The organism is Halobellus sp. GM3 (genome assembly GCF_052545375.1).
This window is the reverse complement of the sequence record NZ_JBQWLT010000002.1, coordinates 359,325-384,067: the sequence shown is the minus strand read 5'-3', so window position 1 is coordinate 384,067 and position 24,743 is coordinate 359,325. Positions and strand designations below refer to the sequence as shown.

Here is a 24,743-nt window from a genome sequence, read left to right as displayed (position 1 = left end):
GACCGCGGAAGCGTGCGGTTCGCTGGCAGGGGGTCAGTCGCTCCGAAACGGTTTTGAATCGGCCTCGCGCACACTCGGTATGCCGAAGGAACCCGACACCGGGTACGACCCCACGCTGGGTCGGAAGTTCATTTTCGTGACCGGCGGGGTGATGTCCGGGCTCGGCAAAGGAATCACCGCTGCCAGCACCGGACGGCTGCTCTCGAACGCCGGCTTCGACGTGACGGCCGTCAAGATCGACCCGTATCTCAACGTCGACGCGGGGACGATGAACCCCTACCAGCACGGCGAGGTGTACGTTTTAAAGGACGGCGGCGAGGTCGACCTCGATCTGGGGAACTACGAGCGCTTCCTCGGGGTCGATATGACCTCCGATCACAACGTCACCACGGGCAAGACCTACCAGCACGTAATCGAGAAGGAGCGCGCCGGCGACTACCTGGGCAAGACCGTCCAGATCATCCCGCACATCACCGACGACATCAAGCGGCGCATCAGGGAGGCCGCCGAGGGCACCGACGTCTGCATCGTCGAGGTCGGCGGCACCGTCGGCGACATCGAGGGGATGCCCTACCTCGAGGCGCTCCGGCAGTTCTCTCACGAGGAGGACGACGGCGACATCCTCTTCACGCACGTCACGCTCGTCCCGTACTCGAAGAACGGCGAGCAGAAGACCAAGCCGACGCAGCACTCCGTGAAGGAACTCCGATCGATCGGCCTGCAGCCCGACATCCTCGTCGGCCGCTGCGAGGACGAACTCGACCCCGAGACGAAAGAGAAGATCGCGCTGTTCTGTGACGTCCCGACGGAGGCCGTCTTCTCGAACTCCGACGTCGAGGACGTCTATCACGTCCCGCTGATGGTCGAATCCGAAGGGCTCGACGAGTACGTGATGGAACGGCTCGATCTCCAGTCGGAGGCGCTCCCCCCGACCGAGCGCGATAACCGCTGGCGGGAGCTGGTCACCCGCGAGCGGACCGAGGAAGTCGACATCGCGCTCGTCGGAAAGTACGACCTCGAAGACGCCTATATGTCCGTTCACGAGGCGCTGAAACACGCCGGAATCGAGCGGCAGACCGAAGTGAACGTCCTGTGGGTCGACTCCGACGAGATGCTCGACCGCCACGAGCATCGGTTGAAGGAGGCCGACGGCGTCGTCGTTCCCGGCGGGTTCGGCTCCCGCGGGATCGAGGGGAAGCTGAAGGCCACCGAGTACTGCCGCGAGAACGACGTCCCGTTCCTGGGGCTGTGTCTCGGTTTCCAGATGGCCGTCGTCGAACACGCGCGGAACGTCCTCGGGCTGGAAGACGCCCACTCCGCGGAACTGGATCCCGACACCGACCACCCCGTCATCGACATCCTTCCAGAGCAGTACGAGATTGAGGATATGGGCGGGACGATGCGACTCGGCGCACACGACACGCAGATCGCGCCGGGATCGCTCGCCGAGCGCGTCTACGGCGACACCGTCTGCACCGAGCGACACCGCCACCGCTACGAGGTCAACCCCGAGTATATCGAGCAGTTAGAGCAGGGCGCACTCGCCTTCTCCGGCACCGCCGGCAACCGGATGGAGATCCTCGAACGGGACGACCACCCGTTCTTCTTCGGCACGCAGTTCCACCCCGAGTTCCGCTCGCGCCCCGACCGAGCGAGTCCGCCGTTCGTCGGCTTCCTCGACGCGGTCGGTGGAGAGTTGGACGCGCGTGACCTCGCGGACCGGGAGGTGCAGGCCTGATGGTCGACGCACCCGAGTTCATCGACGAGGCGATCGAAGAGATCGACGAGCAGGTCGGCGACGCGAACGCCGTCATCGCGCTCTCCGGCGGCGTCGACTCCTCGGTCGCGGCGGCGCTCGCCTACCGCGCCATCGGCGACCGCCTGACGCCCGTCTACGTCGACACCGGACTGATGCGGAAAGGCGAGACCGACCAGATCCGCGAGACCTTCAGCTACATGGACTCCCTGCGGATCGTCGAGGCGCAAGACCGCTTCCTCGACGCCCTCGCCGAGGTCACCGACCCCGAGGAGAAGCGCCACGTCATCGGCGAGCAGTTCATCCGCGAGTTCGAGCGCGAGGCGAAGTCGGCGGACGCCGACTACCTCGTACAGGGGACGATCTACCCCGACCGCATCGAATCGGAAGGCAACATCAAATCGCACCACAACGTCGGCGGGCTCCCCGACGTGGTCGACTTCGAGGGCATCGTCGAACCCGTCCGCGACCTGTACAAAGACGAGGTTCGCGAGGTCGCGCGCGAACTCGGCCTCGAGGAGATCGTCTCAGAGCGGATGCCGTTCCCCGGCCCGGGGCTGGCGGTCCGCGTCGTCGGCGAGGTGACGAGAGAGAAGGTCGAGGTCGCCCGCGAGGCCTGTCACGTCGTCGAGGAGGAGACGGCCGAACACGACCCCTGGCAGGCGTTCGCCGCTGTCGTCGGCAAGGGGACGGGCGTGAAAGGAGACAACCGCGTCCACGGCTGGATCGTCGCCGTCCGATCGGTCGAGTCCCGCGACGGGATGACCGCGCGCGCACAGGAACTCCCCTGGGAGACGCTCCAGCGCATCCAATCGCGGATCACCGGCGCGAACGAGAACGTCGCCCGCGTCGTCTACGACGTGACGCACAAACCGCCCGCGACCATCGAGTACGAATGATTCTGGTCGCAGGCACCGACACCGACGACCTCGGTGACGCGCTCGCGGCGCTCGGCGTGGACGTCGTCCGCGTCGACGGGACCGCCACCCGGGAGTCGCTCGTCGCGGCCGGTCTCGACGACGCCGACACGCTCGTCCTGACCGAGATGGACGACGCCTCGGCGATCCCGGTCGCGAAGGAGGCAAATCCCGACGTCCGGGTCGTCACCTACGCCCGCGACACCCTGCCGGAGTTCGCGCGCGGACAGACCGACTTGGCGATCGATCCCGCCCTCCTCTCGGCCGACGTCGTCGCCGACGAACTCGTCGGCGGCGCGGGCGACGCGGCGTAGCGGCGCCCGGACACCGAGCGATTGTCCCGCTCCGCCGCCGAGCGGCCTGCCGGCGTGAGAACGTTCAAACCGACCACAGTCCTACCGCTCCGTATGGTCACGTTTCTCGCCGGCGGGACCGGGACGCCGAAGCTCCTCGACGGCGCGGACGCCGTGTTCGATCCCGCGGAGACGACGGTGGTCGCGAACACGGGCGACGACGTCGAACTCGGCGGTCACCTCGTCTGCCCGGACGTCGACACCGTGCTCTTTCACGGCGGCGGCGTCCTCGACACCGAGACGTGGTGGGGAATCGAGGACGACACGACCGCGACCCACGAGGAGCTCCGCGGACTCGCCGACGCCGCCGGCCTCGACGGCGGCCCGCGCTACCTCGACGACGCGGCGCAGACGGCCGGTCGAGACATCGCGCGCTGGCGGCGCTTTTCCGGCGTCGCCGAGTTTATGGAGATCGGCGACCGCGACCGCGCGGTCCATCTCACCCGCACCTCGCTGCTCGACGAGGGGCGCTCGCTCACCGAGGTCACCCGGACGCTCGCGGACGCCTTCGGCCTCGAGATCGAGCTGCTGCCGATGAGCGACGACCCCGTGGCGACGATCGTACACACCGACGAGGGACCCATGCACTTCCAAGAGTACTGGGTCCACCGCCGGGCCGAGCCCGCGGTGCGCGACGTCGAGTTCCGGGGATCGGGGTCCGCGGCGCCGACGGCGTCAGTGTTGGACGCGCTCTCTGACCCCGTCGTCGTCGGACCGTCGAACCCGATCACGAGCATCGGACCGATGCTGTCGATGACGGCGTTCGCCGCCGCGCTCGAGTCGACGCCCGTCGTCGCCGTCTCCCCGTTCGTTGCCGAGACGGTATTCTCCGGACCGGCCGCCGAGTTGATGGCGGGTACCGGGTACGATCCCTCGACCGCCGGCGTCGCTTCTGCGTACCCCTTCGCGGACGCGTTCGTCCTCGACGAGCGTGACGACACTCCCCTCGACCGGCCAGTCGTGCGGACAGACACCCGAATCGACGGCCCCGGAGACGCCGAGTGCGTCGCGCGTGCGGTCGAGACCGCGCTCGCGGCGGTGTCGTAGATGCGACTCGACAGCCGACCGGCGGCGACGCTCCCGGAGGCGGCCTGATGTTCGAGCCGCGGCTCGCACTCGCCAGTCTCAGCGGCGAGTCCGACGCCGAGTGGGCACGCGAGGGGAGCGACCACGCTGGAGCGGCGTTCCTCGGCGGTGTTGCCCTCGACGAGGCGAGCCGAGGCGCCGCCCGAGAGCTGCTCGACCGCGACCGCGAGGAGTTTCTCCCGCCGGATCCCCTCTCGTTCGTCGAAGCCCACCTCGACGCGCTCGCCGACGTACCGATCCGGCCGGGCGTGAACGTGCGGAGCGCGACCGTCCGACCGGTCGCCGACGTGGCGCGGATCTGCGCCGACCACGACGCGATTCTCGAGCTCAACGCCCACTGCCGGCAGTCGGAGATGTGCCGCGTGGGGTGCGGGGAGGCGCTCCTCCGCGACACCGACCGGCTCTGTGCGTACGTCACGACTGCGCGTGCGGCCGGAGCCGACGTGAGCGTGAAAGTCCGCGCGGAGGTCACCGGCGTCGACCTCGCGGCGACGGCCCGCCGTATCGCGGCCGCCGGCGCGGACGCCATACACGTCGACGCGATGGACTCCGAATCGATCGTCGCCGACGTGGCCGACGCGGCCCCGTCGCTGTTCGTCGTTGCCAACAACGAAGTCCGGGCGCGGGAGAGCGTCCGAGAGTACCTCGACTACGGCGCCGACGCGGTGAGTCTCGGGCGTCCGAGTACCGACCCGCGGATACGGCATCGCGTCCGGCGCGCCGTCGACGAGTGGTTCGCAGAGCACGGCGAACAGTGACGCGCGGACTCGACAGCGGCGTCAGGACGCAGTCGGCGTAGCGGCCCCATGTGTCGGTTACGCAGGCGTCCGGTGCGCATCGAAGGCTCCTTGTCCTCCCTCTTCGAGAAGGCGAGTATGAGCACGGATCAGCCCGACGACGCCGCGACGGCCGCCGACGCCGGAGCGGAGGACGGAGCAGAGGACGCTGCCGCCCACAAAAACGCCCTGCAGGACGTGATCGCCGTCGACCCGGACGACACGCGCACCCGAATGGTCAACCGTCTCGACGCCCACACCGGCGACGGGATCCGCCACCGGGCGTTCACCTGTCTCGTCTTCGATACGGAGGGCCGCATCCTGCTCGCACAGCGCGCGCCGGGCAAACGTCTCTGGGACACGCACTGGGACGGGACAGTCGCCTCTCACCCGGTCGAGGGACAGTCACAGCTCGATGCGACCCGACAGCGCCTCGAAGAGGAGCTGGGTATCACGCCCGAGCAGTACAGCGACCTCCGAGTGACGGACAAATTCGAGTACAAGCGCTACTACGAGAACGCGGGACTGGAGTGGGAGGTCTGCGCCGTCCTGAAGGTGACGTTAGACGACACCTCGCTCGACCCCGACGAGGAGGAGATCGCCGGGCTGCTGTGGGCCGACTACGAGCACCTCCACGAGCACCCGCAGTGGTACCGACAACTACGGCTGTGCCCGTGGTTCGAGATCGCGATGCGACGGGACTTCGACGAGGAGTAGCGCCGGCGACCGGGGCGAAGGACGCCGCCTCCGACCCGATCTTTACGTCGCGTGTGTCGCCGCGACGCGGTAGTCACTCCGCGTCGTGTGCGTCCCGCAGTTGCTCGACGTGCGTCATCACGACCGAGAGCGTCGCGTCGGCGTCGACGTAGCCCCGATCGTAGTCCTCGTGCGCCGAGTCGACGTCGCGGAGGAACGCCGCGACAACCTCTTCGAGCGGTTCAACGCCGCCGCTCTTGTCGCCGTTCACGGTACCCGCTGTCGATCCCGTCCCGTCTTCGTCGGATCCGTCGGTCATACCCCACACTCTCGCGTCGACGGGCAAAAGCGCGCTGCCACGCGGGCGGGTGCCGCCTGTCGACGGATCGCTGTGGACGGACTGGCGAACAGCCGGCACAACTGCCCCCGCGTCGGCGTGCCGGACAACCGCTGCCCGACGCGGGATCGAACCTACGTCACGGGGGCACTGCCTCCGGTCTCGTATAAAAGATCTCGTCCGGGATTCGGTTCTCGTCCCGCCCGACAGTATATATACGATCGCGCCGCAGTCACGACCGTGATCACGCTGCGGTTCGAGAGCGGCACGATCCGATTGGACGGCCTCGACGATGCGGATGGGGCCGTCGAGTCGCTTCCGGGCGTCGCGTGGGACGACCGCGGGCTCGTCGCCCGCGCGCCGGCCTATCGGTACGCCGACCTCCGGGGGGCGCTCGAGGAACGCGGGACCGAGTTCGAAGACCGCGTGCTGTCCGGCGATCGGCTCTCGCTGTCGCACTCCTATGAGCTCCGGCCCTACCAGGAGGAAGCGATCGACGCGTGGCGCGCGAACGGCGACCGCGGGGTCGTCGAACTCCCGACCGGCGCGGGAAAGACGGTCCTCGCCGTCGACGCCATCGGCGCGCTCGGCGTCCCGACGCTGGTGGTCGTTCCGACGATCGACCTCCTCGACCAGTGGCGACGCGAACTCGAAACGGAGTTCGACGTACCGGTCGGGCAGTTCGGCGGCGGCGAACAGACGAGAGAGGCGATCACGGTCTCGACGTACGACTCCGCGTACCTGCGCGCCGAGGACGTCGGCGGCGCGTTCGGGTTCGTCGTCTTCGACGAGGTCCACCACCTCGGCGGCGAGGGGTACCGGGACGCGGCGCGACTGCTCGCCGCGCCCGCCCGGCTGGGTCTGACCGCGACGTTCGAGCGCCCCGACGGCGCACACGAGGTCGTCGCCGACCTCGTCGGATCGAAAGTGTACGAGGCGTCCGTCGACGACCTCGCGGGCGAGCACCTCGCCGACTACGAGGTCCGCCGGATCGAGGTCGCGCTCGGTCCCGACGAGCGCGACGCCTACGACGCGGCGCAGGGCACGTTCGTCGACTACCTGAAGCGATCGAACCTCTCGCTTCGGAGCGGCGCGGACTACCGCAAGCTCGTGATGCGCTCCGGCTCCGACCCGAAGGCGCGCGAGGCGCTCCTCGCGAAGCAGCGCGCCCGGCGGATCATGATGAACGCCGACGCGAAAGTCGAGACGCTCGGCCGGTTGCTCGATCGCCACCGCGAGGACCGCGTCATCGTGTTCGCCGCCCACACCGACCTCGTCTATCGGCTGTCCGAGCGGTACTTACTGCCCGCGATCACGAGCGAGACCGGGACGTCGGAGCGACGGGAGATCCTCGAACGCTTCCGCGAGGGCACCTACTCCAGGGTCGTGACGGCCAACGTCCTCGACGAGGGCGTCGACGTCCCCGACGCCAACGTCGCCGTCGTCCTCGCCGGCTCGGGATCGGAGCGGGAGTTCACCCAGCGGCTCGGTCGGATCCTCCGCCCGAAGGCCGACAGCGGACGCGCGCTCCTCTATGAGGTTGTGAGCGAAGAGACAGCCGAGGAGCGGGTCGCAGATCGTCGGCGGTAGCGCGACGAATCGCCGCCGGAGCGGAACTCGCTTGCGAACGAGACTCAGACGAGGTCGACGTTGAGGTCGCCGCCACTCGTGAACGCGTCGGACGCGGCGTCGAGCGTGACGGACCACTCGACCGTCGCACCGGGACCGACCGCGACGTCAGTCTCTCGCGAGAACGCCTCTCCGCCGACGCGGGCCGTGACGCGGACCGCGGCCGTCCGCCGGACGTCGCCGCGGTTCTCGACGGTTCCGAAGACGCGGAGCGAGCCGTCCTCGGCGGCCTCAAAGTCGAAGGTGCCGACCGCGAGGTCTGGTCGGTCCGGCGTCCGGCGGGGCTGATCGGCGGGCGCGGCGGGGGGGTTGCGCGGCCCGGTCGCTCGCGGGAGCGAGCCGAGACAGCCGGCGAGAGACGACACGGTCGCGCCGGCGACGACGCGGAGTGCGGTCCGTCGCTTCATCGTACGCGAGAGGTGCAGCCGCGAGTATCGCTCTTTCGGTAGTCTCCACGGAGGATCGCTCACAGCGGTCTCCCGCGGGATCGGCTCGCGCCGGCAGTCGGTGTTCACTCGCGCCGGCAAACCCGTAGCAGCGGCACGCTCTTGACCCGCCGTCTCGAAGTCGGCGGCGTGCTGAGAAAGGACCTCCTCCGGGTCTCCCGGGCCGGTGGCGGCTACCACCCGCAGTTCGCGGACAGGGCTGACCGGCCGCTCGCCGCGCGCGTCATCGGCGTCTTCCAAGGACACGTGGGCGAACCGCGGCACCGCCTCGACGACGCGCTCGACGGTCTGGAGGGCGAGGCCGACGACTTCAAACTCGTCCGGGGGTTCGCCGCGCTGCTCGAACGCGACGCCGCATTCGAGACGCGTGCGCCGCTTCCCCCCGAGCGCGTCCGACGCGTGGTCTTCGAGGCGGCCGAGGAGTCGGGAGCGGTCGTCACCGACGCGGACCGACGGGACGCGCTGGCGGCGGCCGCGGGTCGGCTCGGGACCGACGCGGCAGCGATCGAAGCGTCGCTGTACGCCGACCGCGACGTCAACGAGGTGCTCTCGGCGTTCGACTCCCGATGGGGGCCCGAGGAACTCATCGAACAGTACAACCTCTCGCTCGCGCAGACGGCGCTGTTCGACGCCACGGAGATCAGCGTCCGTAGCTCCGACCCCAAGCGGCTCGTCTCGGCGGTCAAGCGGCTCGGCCTGTTGTACGAGATCCGCCGCCGGGGCGCCGACGGAGCGGCGGGGGGCGAACCGAGCGAGGAGCGCGAACTCGTCGTCACCGGCCCCGACGCGCTCTTCCGGGGCACGCGGCGGTACGGGACCGCGTTCGCCCGCCTCCTCCGGAGCGTCGCGACCGCGCCGGAGTGGTCGCTGTCGGCGACGATCGACGACCGCGGGACCGATCGTGAGCTCCGTCTCGGCCCCGACGACGTGTCGGTCCCGGACGTCGAGCCCGTCGCGGAGCCGACCTACGACAGCGGCGTCGAGGCCGACTTCGCCGCCCGGTTTTCGGCGCTCGATCTCGACTGGGAGCTCTCGCGGGAGCCCGAACCGCTCGCGGCGGGCGCGCGGGCGATGATTCCCGACTTCGCGTTCGACTACCGGCCGGGCGGAAGCGGCGCGTCGGGGGCCGGTTCGGACGCGGACACGCCGTTCCGCGTCTACTTCGAGGTGATGGGGTTTTGGACGCCCGAATACGTCGAAAAGAAGCTCGAGCAGTTCGGGAGCGTCGGCGACGACGTCGAACTCCTCGTCGCCGTCGACGAATCGCTCGGCGTCGGCGAGGAGATCGAGTCGCTGGATCACCGCGTCGTCACCTACGCCGGGCGGGTTCGCGTCAAGGACGTCGTCGACGCCCTCAGAGCGTACGAGTCCGATCTCGTCGCGGCGGCCGCGGCGTCGCTCCCCGACGAGCTGGCCCCCGAGGCCGACGTCGTCACACTCGAGGCGCTGGCGGCTCAGCGGGGCGTGAGCGTCGACGCCGTGGAGTCGATATCATTTCCGGAGCACGAGCTGATCGGCCGGACGCTCGTCCGTCCCCGCGTGCTCGACGCGTTAGGAGACGAGATCGACGCGGGACTGTCGCTCTCGGCGGTCGAGTCCGCGCTCTCCGAGCACGGGCTCGACGACGTCTCGGCGGTGCTCTCGCGTCTGGGCTACCGGGTCGAGTGGGAGGGGCTCGGCGGCGGAACCGTCGAAGAGAAGTAGGAGCGAAGCCGGCTACGAAAGGTCTTCGCGACGCCCTTTCGGCACCGTCGAGCGGAGTTCGCCGTGGAGATACAGGCCGACGCCGATCGGCTCGACGTTACCGGCTTCGCCGGTCGCCCGAGGCGTCGGAGACGCCTCGCTGTCACCAGCGATCTCGTGGGCGGCGACGACGTAGCCCCAGTCGCCGTCCCAGCGCGGCAGCTCTTGATCCTCGCCGCGGGCGAAGCATTCTGCCTCCTCGGGTTCGAGGACGACGACGTTCTTCGTCGCCTCGCCGCAGAAGCGCTGCACCGCGTTCGTCGAGGGCTTCCAGTGTTCCTGTCGGGCGCGCAGAATCCGCAGACCGAGCCCCTCGACGGCGATCGGGGAGACGACGTCGGCGGCGAACGCCCAGAGCTTCCCGTTGCCCTTCTCCCAGAAGGTGTGTCGCTCCCACGTCTCCGGCGGGACGCCGAAGCGTTCCTCCCACCACAGGACGACCTCCTCACGGGAGGGCCGGCCCGGCACGACGCGCTCTGCGGCCGTCGCGGGGAGGCGATCGAACCGCTGGCCGTCGTTCTCTGGCGGATCGTCGGCCGGCACGTCTTCGGCATCAACATTCGGGTCGTCGTCGGATGAATCGGTCATTCCGTCACCTCCAGTCTCGCGCAGAAGAACCCGCCCGTGTCGTTGCGATGCGGGTAGACCCGGTGGGCCAGTTCGACGGACGGATCGTACTCGTCGCCGTCCCACTCGGTGACGCCGGGATCGGTCTCGAAGCCGTCCGGCGCGTCCCACTCGCGGAGTTCGCAGGGCTCCTCGCCGAGGACGTGATCCAGTACCGCCTCGTTCTCCTCGGGGGCGAACGTGCAAGTGGAGTAGACGACGGTGCCGCCGGGGCGCGTCGCCTGCACCGCGCGGCGGAGGATGCCCTTCTGGATGCCGGCGATGCTCTCGACGTGCCCGAGCGACCAGCGGTCGAGCGCGTCGGGGTTCTTTCGGATCGTCCCCTCACACGAGCACGGGGCGTCGACGAGGGCGTGATCGAACGCCTCGATCCGGCGCTCGTCCCCGGTGCGGTCCCCAAACGGTTTCAGAGAGAAGTTCCGGGCGTCCTGATTCGTCACGACGAGGTTCGTGATTCCCAGTCGCTCGGCGTTGTGCCGCAGCGCCGAGAGCCGCCCGAGGTTGTTGTCGTTGCCGACGAGGAGCCCCTCGTCGCCCATTAGATCCGCGAGCTGGGTAGTCTTGCTTCCGGGGGCGGCGCAGGCGTCCCAGACCACCTCTCCGGGTTGTGGATCCAGCGCCAGTGCCGGCAGCGCCGAGACCTCCTCCTGCCCGTGGAGCCACCCGTGGAAGTACGGCCACGACGTGCCGGGACCCCGCTCCTCGAGTCGGAGGACGCCGGGGTGCCAGTCGGTCGCCTCGTAGGCGACGCCCTCGGCGTCGAGCGCGTCGCGAGCGCGATCGATCGACGCTTTCAGCGTGTTGACTCGGACGACCGAGGGCAACGGCCGGTCACACGCCGCGCGGAACGCGTCGAAGTCATCGACGAGCGACGCGTAGCGCTCCAGTGGTTGCATACGAACGCGATACCGTCCCGGTCGCTTGTGGGTGTCGGTTCGGGCTGTCGCCGTCGGGAGTCGTTCCGGGCGGTTCATCTATATAAATATACATCATTATTCTTAATAAGGTGTGATAACAGACGTCATTATTTGGCGTCCAGAGAAAGTATTGCGTATGAGCAACAATACCATCGAGACGGTCCAGTCGCTGCTCGCAGACGCCATCGAGCGGACGGACGATCCGGAAGTCCACTTCACGCTCCGGCAGGCGGCGCAGTTACTCCTCGTCGTCCAAGAGGAGACCGACGACTGCGGCGGCTGCGGCGGCTGTGGCGAGTCGCGACCGCTGCAGGCGGCCGCAGAGCCGCCCTGAGGACGGCTGAGATCGCGGGTGGCTCCTCTCTCAGCGGGCGCACGAGGCGTGCGCCCCGCTGCGCGCTCAGCGAGACGGGACAATACCACCGGGGGCCGGCGGTTTTACCACTCTCGACGACCTACGGCCGCTATGGCTCGGATCTCCGTGCTCGCAGACGACGTGTCGCTGTCGGAACCGTCGATGATCGAGGGCTTTCCCGGCGTCGGTCTCGTCGGGAAGATCGCCGCAGACCACCTCGTTGAGGAGTTCGAGATGCGCCACTACGCCAACGTCTACTGTGACGGCGTTCCGAAAGTGGCCGTCTACCGCGAGGGTGAAGCCGAACTCCAGCCGCCGGTCCGGATCTACGCCGACGAGACACGCGATCTGCTCGTCCTCCAGAGCGACGTTCCCGTTCGGCCGGACGCGGCCGTCGATCTGGGCGAGTGTCTCGACGGGTGGTTCGACGACCTCGCGGTGACGCCGATCTACCTCTCGGGCATCCCGAGCGACAAGGGCGGCGACGTCCCGTCGCTGTACGGCCTCGGCGTCGCCCGCGGGCTCGATCTGCTCTCTACGGCGGGAATCGAAACGCCTCCCGAGACCGGCCTGATCTCCGGGCCCACCGGCGTGCTCCTGAACGTCGCCGTCGAAACCGACCGATCGGCCGTCGGACTCGTCGTCGAATCCGACCCGCGGTTCCCCGATCCGGAGGCCGCCCGCGTGCTGATCAGAGACGGTATCGAGCCCCTCGCCGACATCGACGTCTCCGTCGACGACCTCGTCGAACACGCCGAACAGATCCGGCAGGCGAAAGAGCGGCTCGCAAAGCGGATGCAGGAGGCCGGCGAGGAGAGCACGCAGGCGCGACCGATCGGGATGTATCAGTAGCGCGCCACCTCCCGAGAGAACGGAACCGATGCCTCGCGGGCGACACACCTTTCTTCAGGCTTAAGGCTCGGCGACTACTCCCTTCGGACATGAGCGACGAGTCCCCCGAACGCGGCGCGGCGACCGTAGAGGCCGACGCCGAAGACGACGCGGTCGGCGACAGCGAGACGAACGGCGCGCTGGGTGCCGAGGCTGGCGCAGCGGGCGAAGACGCGACCGCCGTCGCGAGCCGCGTCGCCGAGCACGACGAGGACCTCGCCGACGAGGTGTCTGAACTGGAATCGGAGCTCGCCGCGGTGCGGGCCGACCTCGACGCCCGCGAGGAGCGCATCGAAGAGCTCGAATCCGCGCTGAAGCGCTCGAAGGCGGACTTCAAGAACTACAAAAAGCGCGCGAAAAAGCGCGAGGAGGAGATCAAAGCGCGCGCGACCGAGGACTTCGTGGGCCGCGTCGTCAGCGTCCGCGACAACCTCGTCCGCGCGTTGGACCAAGAGGCGGGCACGGACATCCGCCCCGGTATCGAGTCGACGCTCGAGGAGTTCGACCGCATCCTCGAGGACGAGGACGTCTCGCCGATCGATCCCGAGGCGGGCGAGGACGTCGATCCCACCCGCCACGAGGTGTTGATGCGCGTCGACGACGCCCAGCCCGAGGGAACCGTCGTCGACGTCTACCAGCCGGGATACGAGATGGCCGGATCGGTCATCCGCGAGGCGCAGGTGACCGTCAGTACGGGCGCCGGCGGGGAGGTCGACGAAGACGCTTCGGTCGGCGACGGCTCGTAAGTCACTCGGCGACAGCTCGGTCGGCGGTTCGTAGCCCGTGAAGAGAACGGGTGTTTCGAGAGTACCGCGCGCTACTCGGCCGGACCCGACCCCGTCCCGCGTCGCCGCGCGTATCGCCAGAGCGCGCCGGCGACGACGACCACCGGCAGCGCGAACGCGATGAGATACGGCAGCGCGAACGCGAATCCGACCACGAGCGCGCGAGCGACGACGACGACGCCGTCGACCGACTGCATAAACGCCGACAATAGCGGCGTGTCGTACCAGCGATCCGGCGCGACGCGCCCGGGCGTCGGTCGCGGCTCCTCCAGCCGAACCGTCAGCGTCGAGTACGCCACTTGGTTCTCGAGGGATTGCTGTCTGGCCTCCAGTCGCTCGATCTCCCCCTGCACGTCGGAGAGCTCCCGCTGGACGGCGAGGACGTCCTGCGTGGAGTTCGCCTGCTGGTAGAGCTCCCGGAGCCGGTCGCGCTCGGCGCGGAGGTTGTCGAGCCGGGCCTCGATGTCGACGAGCTGATCGGTCACGTCTCGGGAGTTCACCTCGACCGACTGGACCTCGCCGAGCGCCCGCGTGTCGTTGACGAGCGCGTTGAAGTCCTCGCTCGGCACGCGGAGCACCAGCTCCCCGCGAATCCACGTCTCGTTGCCGATCTGCCGGCGGTCCTGTCTGGAGTCGCTGACGTAGCCGCCGTAGCGTTCGACCGTGGCGGTGAGATCCGACTCCGCCGACTCGAAGCTCTCTACCTCGACCGCGACAGTGCCCGTTCTGATGATCGCGCGGTCGTCGATGTTCACGTCGCCGGACCCGTCGGTGCCGCCCGACGCGTCACCGCCGTCCCCGCGCTCTGGTGGCTCTCCCGTCGCCTGCGCGGGGGCGTCCGCCTCGACGTTCGTCGCCTGTTCGTACTCGCCGCCCGCGCTACCGCCGGCGTCGCTGCCGCTCCCGGTAGCTCCGCAGCCCGCGAGAAGGAGGAGTGCGACAACCGCCAGCGCCGCGAGTGTGCGTCTCGATACCATCTCGATCACGGATACGACGGACCGACGGAAAGCTACGGCGGTGACACAAAGGGCCCTTTGAGTCACGGGCAACCGTCGGAGTATCGTCCCGCCGGGACGCTCACTCGGCGCTTCGTGAGGCGTTCGAGCGGACGAGACGCATATCGCCCGAGGCGCGGATCGTCCCGCCGACGTCGGCGGCGTCGTGGAGTTCGAGGTCCGAGCAGGAGACGTCGCCGAGGATCTCCGCCCCGTCGGCGATGGTGACGGTGCCGTCGCGGGTCGTCACGTCGCCGTGCACGCGCGTCCCCTCGCCGACGTCGACGTCGCCGCGGGCGCGCAGGCTCCCGAAGATGTTGTTATCGCGGCCGACCGTGATCGTCTCCGCGCGGACGTTGCCGTGGAGCCGACACCCGTCGCCGATCGTCGCGGGCGCCGACGCCCGCCAGGCGTCGTCGGAGACGGTCGAACCGCGCGGGATCACGAGCGGGTCGTCGTCGCTCTCGCCGGCGAGCGCCTCCGCGAGTTCGTCGGCCGCCTCGTTCTCGCCGAGCCGCAGGAGCTGAGAGAGCACGACGAAGTAGAAGACCAGCGTCGGGACCGGGTTTCGGATGACGATCCAGCCGCTGGCCTCGAAGCCCTCCTCGATATCGACGTCGTCGCCGATGTCGAGGTCGCCCGAGACCATCAGCCGGCCACCGATGTGGACGCGCTCGCCGAGGTAGGCGTCCTCGCCGACGAGGACGTTGCCGGCCACGTCGCACCAGACGTCGAGCCGACAGTCGCCCTCGGCCTCGATGTCGCCGCCGAAGGTGACGCGCTCGCCCGCGAGGACGTTCCGCCCGCGGACGCCGAACTCGACGGTGCTCTGTCCGCCGACGACGACGTCTCTGTCGGTGACGAGGTCGTGCTCCTCGACGGTCGTGCCGTCGGGGATCTGCAGGGCGTCGAGCGGGTCCTGACCGAATGCCACACTCCGGACCAGCGCACGCGGCGTAATAAACGACGCGTCAGACGATCGTCGGACGCGTCGGGAGCGCGGATCGGTCGGGAGGCGTCGGGAGGCGTCGGGAGCGGGGGCGCGGCGTCAGCGGTCCCGGCTCAGAACGTGAGCGTCGTCTCGTGGGCCGCGGCGACGCGCGCGACCGCGCTCGGGTCGTCCATCGAGGCCCACTCGCGGAGGTCCGATTCGTCGATGTCTCGGGCCGCACAGCAGGGTCGCAGGGCGACGGCGTCCGCGAGCGCGCCGTCCTCTCGAAGCGCCTCGACCGCGGCCGCGACGGTCGGCAGCCCCGACGCCTCCAGCGCGCCGAGGTCGACGTCCGCCCGCAGGAGCGAGACGGCGTCAGCCATCGCCACGATCGACACCTCCTCGCCCGCCGCCAGCGCCCCCTTCGCGGCGACGAACGGTAGCGGGGCCGACGGGTCCTCCGGGCCGGCCGTTAGCAGTAAGAACACGCGATTCGCCTCCGGTTCGTTCGGGTCTCGTCGGTGGTGAATGTCGTCATTATCGGTTTGATGTCGTCGGTATCGGTTTGGTGTCGTCGGTATCGGTGATCGCGCGCGGCGGTCACGGCGCTAGGACGTTCAGCTCCGGGAAGGCGAAAAAGAGGACGAGAATCGAGGTCAAAACGAAGAAGTACGGGAGCGCCCCCCACGCGATCCGCATATAGTCGATGTCGGTGATGCTGCTGATGATGTAGAGGTTCAGCCCGTAGGGCGGCGTGATGAAGCCGATCGCGTCGCTAATCATAAAGATCACGCCCCACATCAGCGGTGAGATGCCCAGCGAGAACGCCGCCGGGGCCAAAAGCGGCGCGATCAAGATCATGTTCGGAATCGACGCCAAGACCGAGCCGCTCAGGAGCATTACCACGATCAGCGTCACGCCGACGAGGATCGGAGACTCGAGCGCCAGAATGGCGTTCGAGACGAGGTCCTGCAGGTTGAGAAACGACAGGCTCTGCTGGATCATGATCGAGGTGACCAACACGGGGATGATGATCCCCACGAGGTAGATCGTCAGCCTGACCGACTCGGAGATGAACGCCGTCCCGCGGATGTTCCCCGACAGGAACTCGGCTGTAACGACGAACAGGATCGCGATCGAGGCCGACTCCGAGGGGGTGAACACGCCGGTGAAGATGCCGCCGAGGAGCACGACGATAGCCAGAAGCGAGTTCCGCGCGCGGAGCACCGATCGGAGGATCTCCCGGACGTCGAAGGTGTACTCGCCGGTGCCGTAGCCGTTGCGGTGGGAGATGATCGTCGCGGTCGCGATCAGCCCCGCAAGCATCAGCAGTCCCGGGAACGCCCCGGCGATGAACAGATCCGAGACGGGGAGATTGAACGTCACGCCGTAGAGGATGAAGAGGACGCTCGGCGGGATGACGATCCCGAGCGTCCCGCCGGCGGCGATCGTGGCCGCGCTGAACACCGGGTCGTACCCCTCCTCGCGGAGCTCGTCGGTGAACGCCTCGCCGACCGAGGCCGTCGTCGCGGCGTTCGACCCCGTGATCGCGGAGAACACGCCGGAGGTGAGAAGCGCGGTGTTCGCGGCGCTGCCCGGCAGCCAGCCCGCAAGCGACCGCGAGAGGCCGATGATGTCGCGGGCGATCTGCAGTTGGTTGATGAGCGCGCCCACGAGGATGAAAAGCGGGACCGCCGTCAGCGGGAACGTCCAGAGCTGATAGTACGCCGCGACGGACATGTTCTGCAGCCCGAACGCCGGAAAGAGGACCGAGAACCCGATCACCCACGTCGAGAAGACGAGCAGTATCGGGACGCCGAGCACGAACAGGGCGGCGACGAAGACGGTGAGTAACGCGAGCGTCGTCCCGGGGGCGAGCCCGAGCGTGCTCGCGAGTACGACGGGGCCGGTCATTCGCCGACGACCTCTCCTTGGGAGTGGGTGACATCCTCGCCCCGCCGGAACGCCAGCGTGACGCCGACCGCCTGTTGGGCGACCCGCAGGAGCACGAGGGCGAATCCGACCGTGACGGCGAGGTACGTGACCGCGTCCGGGACCGCCGTCCCGGTTATCGTCGCCCGCCGCTCGATGAATCCGCCGAGCACCGGCACGGAGTAGGCGAAGACGGTCCCGGCGAAGCCGACCCACAGCAGCCACTCGATCCAGTAGACGAGGTACCGACCGCGGTTCGAGAGTTCCGAGAGGACGAGCGTGAACCGCAGGTGGTCCTCGTTTCGAATCACGTAGGCCACGGAGAGCCACGCGACCCAGACGAACATCCCGATCGTGATCTCCTGGGCCCACAGGGCCTGCTCGCTGGTGAGCGTCCGCTGGATCACCGAAAAGCCGATCAACAGGCCGTAGATCACGAGCAGCGAGCCGGCGACGTAGAGTTCGAGATCCCGCTCGAGTCGCCCGAGTGGCGTTTCAGGGTCCCGATCGGGGTCCAGCGCTTCCCGCACCGCTTGTCGGACGTGTGCGCTCATTGAACGCGTCGAGGTCACATCTCCTCCAAGTAGTCGTCCCACCACGCGTCGAGCGAGAAGTCCGCCGATCGGCTCGGCACGCCCGGTTCTCGGGCGACCTCGTACAGACGGTCGTAAAAGCCGTCGGTGAACTCCTCGTGGACTCGGTCGATCGCGTCCGCGTAGAGGTCTCGGTTGGTCGCCGGGTCGATGGGTTCCCGCCATGCGTCGATCTGGTCTTCCTCGAGCCAGTTCACGCGGACGGGGCCGCCGTCCGGTCCCTCCGTGGCGTAGTTCGATCCCGCAACGGGCGCGTCCGGGCTCAGTCCCTGGAAGTTCTCGTAGACGTCGTCAGAGCGGCGGACGCTCTCCTCGGCGAGTTCGGCGGTGACCTCGGCGAACGTCTGGCGCTCCTCCTCGGGGAGGTCCTTCAGGAAGTCCACGCGGCACCAGATCGGGTCGAGCCCCGGCGCCCACTGCGTCAGCGTCACCTGCGCGCTCACGTCCGTGATCTGCGCGGAGACGGCGTACTGCGGGATGATCTCCATCCCGTCGACCACGCCCGACTTCATCCCCTGAAGCGTGTCCGCGAACGAGACCGTCGTCGGGTTCATCCCGAGCTCGTCGAAGGCGACGGAGATCACGTCGCTCTGGGTGGTCCGGATCTTCAGCCCCTCGAAGTCCGCCGGCGAGGTCATCGCCTCTTCGGGGTCGTTGCCGACGCCGACGTAGTGGGCGCGGTAGCCCGGCGGATCGAACCCGATCGGGATGGCGTTGTACTTTTTCGCGAAGGGGACCCAGTACTCCTCCCAGACTGTGGGATGGGTGAAGGCGTATCCGATCGAGGCCCGGCTGTGCGCCGGCATCGTGTAGGGGATGCTCCAGATCTCGTTCTCGGGCCAGATCTTCGCCGAGTTCGCGACGGAGCTGCTGCCGAGTTGGATCACCTTCGAGTCCATCTTCGACATACAGGACTGCTCGCTGCAGAGCTCCTTGCTGTCGATCAACGCCAGTTCGAGACCGTTTGAGCGCTCCTCGAGACGCCGCTGGAGCTCGAAGACGGGGTACACCAGCCCGCACTTGTCGGCGCCTTCCGAGGAGGCCGACTCGTAGTCCCAACAGGACGTCTCGGGGTTCTGGGTACCGGCCCACCGGGCCGTGATGGGGCCGTCGGACTCCTCGCCGGAGGCGGCGGTTTCGCCCCCGAGACAGCCCGTCAAGCCGCCGACGGCCACGCCGGCGGTCAGCCCGATAAGTTCTCGTCTGCTCGCGGCCGAAACGACGCCGTCGGAGTGGTCCTCGGTCGTCATCGCCGGTGTTGGTGGCCGTCGCCGGCTCGTCCGTGGCGGCCGTCGGTTCGCCGGTGGCTGTCGTCGGCTCGTCGATGGCGTTTGTCGGCTCGTCTATGGCGGGGGGCGGTTGAGATCGTCATATGAATCGGGTACGTAGACGGTGTATTCGGCGGATAATCGCCCTGTCCCCCACGACAGTATTTTCCGCGGTCAGTGACGGGCTGCGACGCTGTAGACGCGGTTTTGAGAGACGCACCGGTCGCAAGCGAACGGTCGTCGCCGCGACCCGCCCGCGTCTCGCCCGCTCCCGCAATCGCAGCAGTCCTCGAGGGGACGCCGCCCGGCGTCACAACTATCGGCAATACTTCCGGTCGAGGGGCACCGACATTGATGCCCTTTTACTCCGGCGGCGACTACGGAGCGATATGACTGTGCTTTCGTTCGACGAGGACGGTGTCGATGTCGTCTACGAGGGGACCGAATTCCGCCTCGAGAAATCGCTCATCGAGGAGGCGATCGAGAAGTCCTACCCCGACGTGACCGATCACGAGGTGCTGAAGATCGTCGAGAAGAACCCGTCGCTGAGCGGCGAGCCGCGGCGGATCGCCGATATACTCCGGTAGTCGATATCCTCCAAGAGTCGATATCAGCCGACAGTCGATATCCGTCGACGATCGGCCGCGGCCGAAGCGGTCGCGGTTATGCTGGGTCGCCGAACCGCTCTTCGAGACACACCTTCACGATCGATTTCGCGATGGCCGCCCCGCCGCCGAGGGGATCCAGTTTGGTCTCGCCGGCGCGCTCGCGGTACGGGATCGGCTCCTCGCGGATCTCGTAGCCGCGCATCAGCGGCCGGATCAGCAGCTCGGCCGAGAGCCCGGTGTTCTCGGTCCACGAGATCTCGTGGAGGAGTTCCCGGCGGTAGGCGCGCATCCCCGTCGTGGTGTCGTGGACGCGCTCACCCATCAGCGCGGAGGCGACCGCGGCGAACGCCGCGTTTCCGAGGCGGTTCAGCGCGGGCATCGCATCCGCGCCGTGATAGAGCCGATCGCCGGAAACGACGTCGTACCCCTCGTTTATCAGGTCGAGGAACTGGGGAAGCCTCTCCATCGGGTAGGTGTCGTCGCAGTCGGTCGTGACGATCACCGGCCGGTCGGGCGTCAACACGGCCTCGCGCACGGCGTAACCGTAGCCCATCGGCGGCTGTTCGATCACGGTCGCGCCGTGCTCGCGAGCGATCTCGGGCGTCCGGTCGCTCGAACTGTCGACGCAGACGACCGCCGCCCGCCCGTCGGTCACCGACTCGATATCCGACAGCACCGCCTCGATCGCCGCCTCCTCGTTGTACGTGCCCATCACGACGGCGAGGTCGTCGAACGTGTACTCGGTCATTACCTCCCATTTCGGCCGGGGGTATTTGTGTTTTTAGGTTCGCCAAAAACGTAGCGAGCGAGACGTTTCGAGCCGTTACGACAGCGGATCCGGGATGCCGGAGGGCTCGCCGACGACGGCGCCCAGCGAGCCCTCGTGGAGCCGTCGGGCGACGACGTCCGCGAGGTTCCGCAGGTTCTCGGTGTCGTCGCGGTTGTACGAGACGAGCGTCGCGAGCGCGTCGTCGTCGCCGTCGCGGGCGTACTGGTACCAGAGCCTGACGGCGTCGCGCCCGGAGAGGTCGGGGCGGTCGCGGTCGATTCCGACTTCCTTCTCGATGGCTTTCAGCCCGCCCGTCAGGTCGATCCGGCGGCAGGGGTACATCAGATCGAGGTGCGGCGCGTCGACGGTGAGATCGAAGTTGTCCTCCAGGAACGGCACGTCGAACTGCTTGCCGTTGAAGCTCACCACGAGCGGGGCGTCGCGGAACCGCTCGCGAAGCGCCTCGTCGGTCAGGTCCTCCCCGCGGACGAGCGTCGTCGTCTCGCCGGCCCGCGTGAACGAGACTGTCGTCACGTCCTCGCGATGGGAGTCGAGACCGGTCGTCTCGATGTCGAAAAAGAGCGCCTCCTCGCGGAAGTTCTCGTAGAACCGCCAGGTCTCACCGGACGGAAAGCACTCGCCGAAGTACCGCGCGTCGCCGTCGTCGAGTCGCTCGAGCGCCTCTGCGACGAACGATTCCACCCGCTCAGCGGTCCCGCTTCCGAGCGGCGCGCGTCCGGGGTCGAACTCCCCCCACGTGAGGATGCCCGCCTCCCACAGCGAGCGCTCGCGTCGCTCGCCGATGCCGCTCGCGGGAACGAAACTGTTCTCGATGCGCATACTCCTCGGAGGGGGCGTGGGGGGCGTAATTCTGTCGAACGCCGGGCGGCGGTCGACGAATTCGCCTTCGCTGTCGGCCGGACCCGTTTTCCCGGTCCGAGCCCAACCGCCGCGTATGTGCGGCCGCTACACGCTCTTCACCCCCGCCGAGGAACTGGAGTCGCGGTTCGACGCCACGTTCGACGACGCCATCGAGCCGCGGTACAACTGCGCTCCCGGCCAGTCGTTGCCGGTCCTCACGAACGACGCGCCCGAGGAGTTCCGTCGGCTCCGGTGGGGACTGCTCCCCTCGTGGGCGGACGACCGGTCCGTCGGCACCGACCTGATCAACGCCCGCGCGGAGACCGTCGACGAGAAGCCCAGCTTCCGGGAGGCCTACGAGTGTCGCCGGTGTCTCGTCCCCGCCGACGGCTTCTACGAGTGGGTCGACGACGGCGGGACGAAACGCCCGTATCGCGTCGCCCTCGCGGACGACCGCCCGTTCGCGATGGCGGGGCTGTGGGAGCGCTGGGAGCCGACGCACACCCAGACCGGACTCGGCGATTTCGGCGGCGGGAACGGGGCGGCGCGTGACGGCGGACCCGAGGCCGAAGGCGGCGGACCCGAGGTCACGCGGGGCGGCGATTCGGCGGCCGTCGTATCGTTTTCGATCGTGACGACGGAGCCGAACGACGTCGTCTCCGCGCTCCATCACCGGATGGCTGTCGTGCTCGATCCGGCGGACGAATCGACGTGGCTCCACGGCCACGCAGAGGAGCGGACCGAGCTCCTCGGGCCGCACGAGAGCGACGAGTGGCGCGCCCATCCGGTCTCGACGCGCGTGAACAGCCCCGCGAACGACGGTCCGGCGTTGATCGAACCGGTCGGGTCGCCACCCTGAGCGTGGCTGGCGAGGGCGGCCCCTCCCGGGAAAGAGGGACACGCGGGGATCGGCCTGCCCCCACTCCGGCGGCGACCGTCCGTTTCGGGGCCCGGAAGCGGCCGCCGTCGGTCAGTACACCAGTTCCCCGGAGATGAACTTCCGGGTTCGATCGTCGGTCGGGTTCTCGAAGATGTCCTCCGTCGGGCCGATCTCGGTGAACCCGTCACCGAGCAGGACGCCGACTCGGTCTGCGATCCGCTCGGCCTGGTGCATATCGTGGGTCGCGACGACGACGCCGATGCCGCGCTCGCGGGCCTCGGCGATCGCCTCCTCGATCACGCCCGTGTTCCGCGGATCCAGATCCGAGGTCGGCTCGTCGAGGAGGAGGAACGTCGGGTCGTACGCGAGCGCCCGCGCGAAGGAGACGCGCTGGGCTTCGCCGCCGGAGAGCGAGCGGGCCGGCTGATCGAGCTTGTCGCTCAGCCCCACCACTTCGAGCGACCGCTCGACGGCCGCCGCCGTTCCGTTGGACCCGACGAGCGACCACAGGGCGTCCCTGGCCCGGCCCTCCCATGACTGGCGCACACGCAGTCCGTACTCCACGTTCCGGGCCACGGTGGCGTCGAACAGGCTCGCCTCCTGGAAGACCATTCCGACCCGGCGCCGGAGCGCGAGGCGCTCGTCCTCGCCGACCGACCACACCGGCTGACCGTCGAGTTCGACGGTCCCCTCGCTCGGGCGCGTGAAGAGGGCCAAGATCCGGAGGAGCGTCGTCTTCCCGACGCCCGACGGGCCGATGACGGCGACGACTTCGCCCGGTTCGATCGACAGCGAGAGGTCCTCGACGATAGTCTCCTCGCCGTAGGCGTGTGCGACGTTCGAGAGCCGGATCATCTGTTCATCGACCCCTCGTCGCCGAAGCGTACGACGACGGCGTTGACCGTCAGGACGAGCGCCAGCAGGACCGCCCCGAGCACCATCGCGGTGTTGTACTGCCCCTGACGGGCCTCGAGCTGGATCGCGGTCGTCAGGGTCCGGGTCTTCGAGATGCCGCTCGCGCTGGTGATGTTGCCGCCGACGATGAGGACTGACCCGACCTCGCTGATCGCGCGGCCGAACCCGGCTAGAATGGCCGTCGCGATCCCGTATCGGGCCTCCTTGATCACGACGAGCGCCACGTCGAGGCGGGTGCCGCCCAGGGCGCGGGCGGCGTCGCGGACGTTCCCGCTCACGCCGGTGATCGCCGCGAGGCTGATCGCGGTGATCGGCGGCGTCGCGAGCACGAACTGCGACATGATCATCGCCTCCGTCGTGAAGATGAGCTCGAGCGAGCCGAGTGGTCCCTGATTGGAGACGGCAAAGAGCACGAGGAGACCGACGACGACGCTCGGAAAACCCATCCCGGTGTTGATGACCGACTTGACGAACTGCTTGCCCGGGAAGTCGGTGAATCCCATCACGACGGCGACGGGAATGCTGAAGAGCGTACTCAGCGTCACCGCGATGCCGCTCACGTACAGCGAGACGTAGATGATACTCCGGACGTACCCCTCCCGGAAGGGAAAGTCGACGACCGCGGGCAACAGGGAGACGATGGGCTCGGGCGACACGCTCACTCGTCAGATGAATCGCCGCTCCACCCCTCCGGGACGTACTGCTGGAAGTTCGGGTCCTCCGAGACGGCCTCGGGGAAGAACAGCTGCTCGTCGTTCACCCGGTACTCCGAGATCGCCTCTTGGGCGCCCGGGCTGGTGATCCACCCGATGTACGCCATCGCGAGGTCGTAATTGGCGTTGTCGTGGACGCCGGGGTTGACCGCCATGATTCCGTACGGGTTCGCGAGGATCTCCGGGCCGCCCTCGATCGGCCCCTGAACGAGGATCTGGAGGTCGATCTCCGAGCGCTGGGAGATGAAGGTCCCCCGGTCCGAGAGCGTGTAGGCGCCCTGCTGGTTGGCGACGTTCAGCGCCTCTCCCATCCCGGTGCCGGTCTCTTGGTACCAGTCGCCGCCGGGGTCGGTGCCCGCGGCCTCCCAGAGATTGAGTTCCTTCGTGTGCGTCCCGGAGTTGTCGCCGCGGGAGACGAACGCCGCTTCCGCCTCGGCGATCGCGGTGAGCGCCTCGGTCGCCGACTCCATCCCCTGGACTCCCGCCGGGTCATCCTCGCTACCGACGATGACGAAGTCGTTGAACATCAGATCGCGGCGGTTGATCCCGTACCCGTTGCGCATAAACTCGTCTTCGAGGCCGCGCGCGTGGACCATCACCACGTCCGAGTCGCCGTTCCGAGCCGATTCGAGCGCCGCGCCCGTCCCCTGGGCGACGGCGTCGACGGTCACGCCGTACATCTCCTCGAAATCGGAGTGGATCGCATCGAGCAGCCCCGTGTCGTAGGTGCTCGTCGTCGTCGTCAGCGTCAGCGTCTCGCCGGCGACCGCGGGGGCACTCTCTTCGTCGCCCCCGCTCGCCGGGGCCCCAGAGCACCCGGCGACCGCCGTCAGTCCCGCGGCGGCTCCCGCCTTGAGGAACGATCGCCGTGTCGCGATGTCACCCGCTGGAATCCGTCCCGAACTCTCCGCGTCAGACCGTTGTTCCGACATAGATACATCACCGGTTCTCTCAGGGTAGACAT

28 protein-coding genes are annotated in these 24,743 nt (G+C 68.4%); 13 read left to right on the top strand and 15 right to left on the bottom strand.

Translation table 11 applies throughout. The features are described from left to right. The first annotated feature begins 79 nt into the window (after positions 1-79). The 6 genes from pyrG (at position 80) to ACT3HL_RS04690 (ending at position 5,605) form a co-directional block, all read left to right on the top strand. Entirely contained in the window at positions 80-1,738 is a 1,659-nt protein-coding gene (gene pyrG, locus ACT3HL_RS04715; protein WP_445085652.1) for a glutamine hydrolyzing CTP synthase, read from the top strand. Continuing rightward, positions 1,738-2,655, top strand: coding sequence for a glutamine-hydrolyzing GMP synthase (gene guaA, locus ACT3HL_RS04710; RefSeq protein WP_445085651.1), 918 nt, complete (start codon positions 1,738-1,740; stop codon positions 2,653-2,655). The genes pyrG and guaA overlap by 1 nt, the downstream gene beginning before the upstream one ends. Further along, positions 2,652-2,987, top strand: coding sequence for a DUF7126 family protein (locus ACT3HL_RS04705; protein ID WP_445085650.1), 336 nt, complete (start codon positions 2,652-2,654; stop codon positions 2,985-2,987). Before guaA ends, ACT3HL_RS04705 begins: the two co-directional genes overlap by 4 nt. Positions 2,988-3,080: 93 nt before the next feature. Further along, positions 3,081-4,073: a 2-phospho-L-lactate transferase gene (gene cofD, locus ACT3HL_RS04700; protein ID WP_445085649.1), complete on the top strand. Its 993-nt coding sequence runs from the start codon at positions 3,081-3,083 to the stop codon at positions 4,071-4,073. A 47-nt stretch (positions 4,074-4,120) separates the two neighbouring features. Continuing rightward, complete coding sequence (locus ACT3HL_RS04695) at positions 4,121-4,870, top strand: tRNA-dihydrouridine synthase (RefSeq protein ID WP_445085648.1); 750 nt, start codon at positions 4,121-4,123, stop codon at positions 4,868-4,870. Positions 4,871-4,987: 117 nt separating this feature from the next. Beyond that, positions 4,988-5,605: an NUDIX domain-containing protein gene (locus ACT3HL_RS04690; RefSeq protein ID WP_445085647.1), complete on the top strand. Its 618-nt coding sequence runs from the start codon at positions 4,988-4,990 to the stop codon at positions 5,603-5,605. Between the two features lie 73 nt (positions 5,606-5,678). Here ACT3HL_RS04690 and ACT3HL_RS04685 read toward each other — a convergent pair whose 3' ends face one another. After that, a complete protein-coding gene (locus tag ACT3HL_RS04685; protein WP_445085646.1) occupies positions 5,679-5,903 on the bottom strand; it encodes a hypothetical protein in 225 nt (74 codons plus the stop codon). A 258-nt stretch (positions 5,904-6,161) separates the two neighbouring features. Here ACT3HL_RS04685 and ACT3HL_RS04680 point away from each other — a divergent pair, with 258 nt between their 5' ends. Beyond that, positions 6,162-7,511, top strand: coding sequence for a DEAD/DEAH box helicase family protein (locus ACT3HL_RS04680; RefSeq protein WP_445085645.1), 1,350 nt, complete (start codon positions 6,162-6,164; stop codon positions 7,509-7,511). Positions 7,512-7,555: 44 nt separating this feature from the next. On the opposite strand, the gene ACT3HL_RS04675 is transcribed toward ACT3HL_RS04680, so the two are convergent. Further along, positions 7,556-7,957, bottom strand: coding sequence for a transcriptional initiation protein Tat (locus tag ACT3HL_RS04675; protein ID WP_445085644.1), 402 nt, complete (start codon positions 7,955-7,957; stop codon positions 7,556-7,558). A 168-nt stretch (positions 7,958-8,125) separates the two neighbouring features. Here ACT3HL_RS04675 and ACT3HL_RS04670 point away from each other — a divergent pair, with 168 nt between their 5' ends. Beyond that, a complete protein-coding gene (locus ACT3HL_RS04670; RefSeq protein WP_445085643.1) occupies positions 8,126-9,700 on the top strand; it encodes a DUF790 family protein in 1,575 nt (524 codons plus the stop codon). 12 nt (positions 9,701-9,712) lie between these two features. Here the strand turns inward: ACT3HL_RS04670 and ACT3HL_RS04665 are convergent, their stop codons facing one another. Together ACT3HL_RS04665 and ACT3HL_RS04660 are read right to left on the bottom strand one after the other, a co-directional pair. Beyond that, on the bottom strand, positions 9,713-10,327 hold the full coding sequence (locus tag ACT3HL_RS04665; RefSeq protein WP_445085642.1) for a DUF7122 family protein: 615 nt from the start codon (positions 10,325-10,327) through the stop codon (positions 9,713-9,715). Further along, positions 10,324-11,262: a methyltransferase domain-containing protein gene (locus tag ACT3HL_RS04660; protein ID WP_445085641.1), complete on the bottom strand. Its 939-nt coding sequence runs from the start codon at positions 11,260-11,262 to the stop codon at positions 10,324-10,326. Before ACT3HL_RS04660 ends, ACT3HL_RS04665 begins: the two co-directional genes overlap by 4 nt. Before the next feature lie 157 nt (positions 11,263-11,419). Between ACT3HL_RS04660 and ACT3HL_RS04655 the strand changes: the two genes are divergently transcribed. The 3 genes from ACT3HL_RS04655 to ACT3HL_RS04645 all read left to right on the top strand — a co-directional run bounded on the left by ACT3HL_RS04655 (position 11,420) and on the right by ACT3HL_RS04645 (position 13,275). After that, complete coding sequence (locus ACT3HL_RS04655; protein WP_445085640.1) at positions 11,420-11,617, top strand: hypothetical protein; 198 nt, start codon at positions 11,420-11,422, stop codon at positions 11,615-11,617. Between the two features lie 132 nt (positions 11,618-11,749). After that, positions 11,750-12,490 carry a PAC2 family protein gene (locus tag ACT3HL_RS04650; protein WP_445085639.1) on the top strand — a complete coding sequence of 247 codons (741 nt, stop codon included), beginning with the start codon at positions 11,750-11,752 and terminating at the stop codon, positions 12,488-12,490. An 89-nt stretch (positions 12,491-12,579) separates the two neighbouring features. Then, positions 12,580-13,275 carry a nucleotide exchange factor GrpE gene (locus tag ACT3HL_RS04645; RefSeq protein ID WP_445085638.1) on the top strand — a complete coding sequence of 232 codons (696 nt, stop codon included), beginning with the start codon at positions 12,580-12,582 and terminating at the stop codon, positions 13,273-13,275. A 71-nt stretch (positions 13,276-13,346) separates the two neighbouring features. Here the strand turns inward: ACT3HL_RS04645 and ACT3HL_RS04640 are convergent, their stop codons facing one another. From ACT3HL_RS04640 to dctP, 6 genes are all read right to left on the bottom strand, one after another. Then, positions 13,347-14,291: a DUF4349 domain-containing protein gene (locus tag ACT3HL_RS04640; protein WP_445085637.1), complete on the bottom strand. Its 945-nt coding sequence runs from the start codon at positions 14,289-14,291 to the stop codon at positions 13,347-13,349. A gap of 100 nt (positions 14,292-14,391) precedes the next feature. Beyond that, the gene (locus tag ACT3HL_RS04635; protein ID WP_445085636.1) at positions 14,392-15,243 is read right to left on the bottom strand and encodes a polymer-forming cytoskeletal protein; all 852 of its coding nucleotides are present in this window, start codon (positions 15,241-15,243) and stop codon (positions 14,392-14,394) included. A 128-nt stretch (positions 15,244-15,371) separates the two neighbouring features. Next, positions 15,372-15,728, bottom strand: a complete 357-nt coding sequence (locus ACT3HL_RS04630; protein WP_445085635.1) for a DsrE family protein — start codon at positions 15,726-15,728, stop codon at positions 15,372-15,374. A gap of 112 nt (positions 15,729-15,840) precedes the next feature. Further along, positions 15,841-17,154 (bottom strand): TRAP transporter large permease subunit, encoded by a 1,314-nt coding sequence (locus ACT3HL_RS04625; protein ID WP_445085634.1) that lies wholly within the window; start codon positions 17,152-17,154, stop codon positions 15,841-15,843. Further along, positions 17,151-17,726 carry a TRAP transporter small permease subunit gene (locus tag ACT3HL_RS04620; protein WP_445085633.1) on the bottom strand — a complete coding sequence of 192 codons (576 nt, stop codon included), beginning with the start codon at positions 17,724-17,726 and terminating at the stop codon, positions 17,151-17,153. The genes ACT3HL_RS04625 and ACT3HL_RS04620 overlap by 4 nt, the downstream gene beginning before the upstream one ends. Positions 17,727-17,740: 14 nt before the next feature. Continuing rightward, entirely contained in the window at positions 17,741-19,015 is a 1,275-nt protein-coding gene (gene dctP, locus ACT3HL_RS04615; protein ID WP_445085632.1) for a TRAP transporter substrate-binding protein DctP, read from the bottom strand. A 407-nt stretch (positions 19,016-19,422) separates the two neighbouring features. Between dctP and ACT3HL_RS04610 the strand changes: the two genes are divergently transcribed. Beyond that, positions 19,423-19,620, top strand: coding sequence for a DUF5800 family protein (locus ACT3HL_RS04610; RefSeq protein WP_445085631.1), 198 nt, complete (start codon positions 19,423-19,425; stop codon positions 19,618-19,620). 76 nt (positions 19,621-19,696) lie between these two features. Here ACT3HL_RS04610 and ACT3HL_RS04605 read toward each other — a convergent pair whose 3' ends face one another. Together ACT3HL_RS04605 and ACT3HL_RS04600 are read right to left on the bottom strand one after the other, a co-directional pair. Further along, positions 19,697-20,389 carry a dolichyl-phosphate hexose transferase gene (locus tag ACT3HL_RS04605; protein ID WP_445085630.1) on the bottom strand — a complete coding sequence of 231 codons (693 nt, stop codon included), beginning with the start codon at positions 20,387-20,389 and terminating at the stop codon, positions 19,697-19,699. A gap of 75 nt (positions 20,390-20,464) precedes the next feature. Continuing rightward, positions 20,465-21,250, bottom strand: a complete 786-nt coding sequence (locus ACT3HL_RS04600) for a ribonuclease H-like domain-containing protein (protein WP_445085629.1) — start codon at positions 21,248-21,250, stop codon at positions 20,465-20,467. 115 nt (positions 21,251-21,365) lie between these two features. Here ACT3HL_RS04600 and ACT3HL_RS04595 point away from each other — a divergent pair, with 115 nt between their 5' ends. Beyond that, positions 21,366-22,130 carry an SOS response-associated peptidase family protein gene (locus tag ACT3HL_RS04595; RefSeq protein ID WP_445085628.1) on the top strand — a complete coding sequence of 255 codons (765 nt, stop codon included), beginning with the start codon at positions 21,366-21,368 and terminating at the stop codon, positions 22,128-22,130. A 111-nt stretch (positions 22,131-22,241) separates the two neighbouring features. Here the strand turns inward: ACT3HL_RS04595 and ACT3HL_RS04590 are convergent, their stop codons facing one another. Genes ACT3HL_RS04590 through ACT3HL_RS04580 form a run of 3 tightly spaced genes read right to left on the bottom strand, consistent with a single transcriptional unit; the run spans position 22,242 to position 24,711 of the window. After that, positions 22,242-23,006, bottom strand: coding sequence for an ATP-binding cassette domain-containing protein (locus ACT3HL_RS04590; protein WP_445085627.1), 765 nt, complete (start codon positions 23,004-23,006; stop codon positions 22,242-22,244). Continuing rightward, entirely contained in the window at positions 23,003-23,728 is a 726-nt protein-coding gene (locus tag ACT3HL_RS04585) for an ABC transporter permease (protein WP_445085626.1), read from the bottom strand. The genes ACT3HL_RS04590 and ACT3HL_RS04585 overlap by 4 nt, the downstream gene beginning before the upstream one ends. Beyond that, on the bottom strand, positions 23,725-24,711 hold the full coding sequence (locus tag ACT3HL_RS04580; protein ID WP_445085625.1) for a substrate-binding domain-containing protein: 987 nt from the start codon (positions 24,709-24,711) through the stop codon (positions 23,725-23,727). Before ACT3HL_RS04580 ends, ACT3HL_RS04585 begins: the two co-directional genes overlap by 4 nt. Between the last annotated feature and the right edge of the window lie 32 nt (positions 24,712-24,743).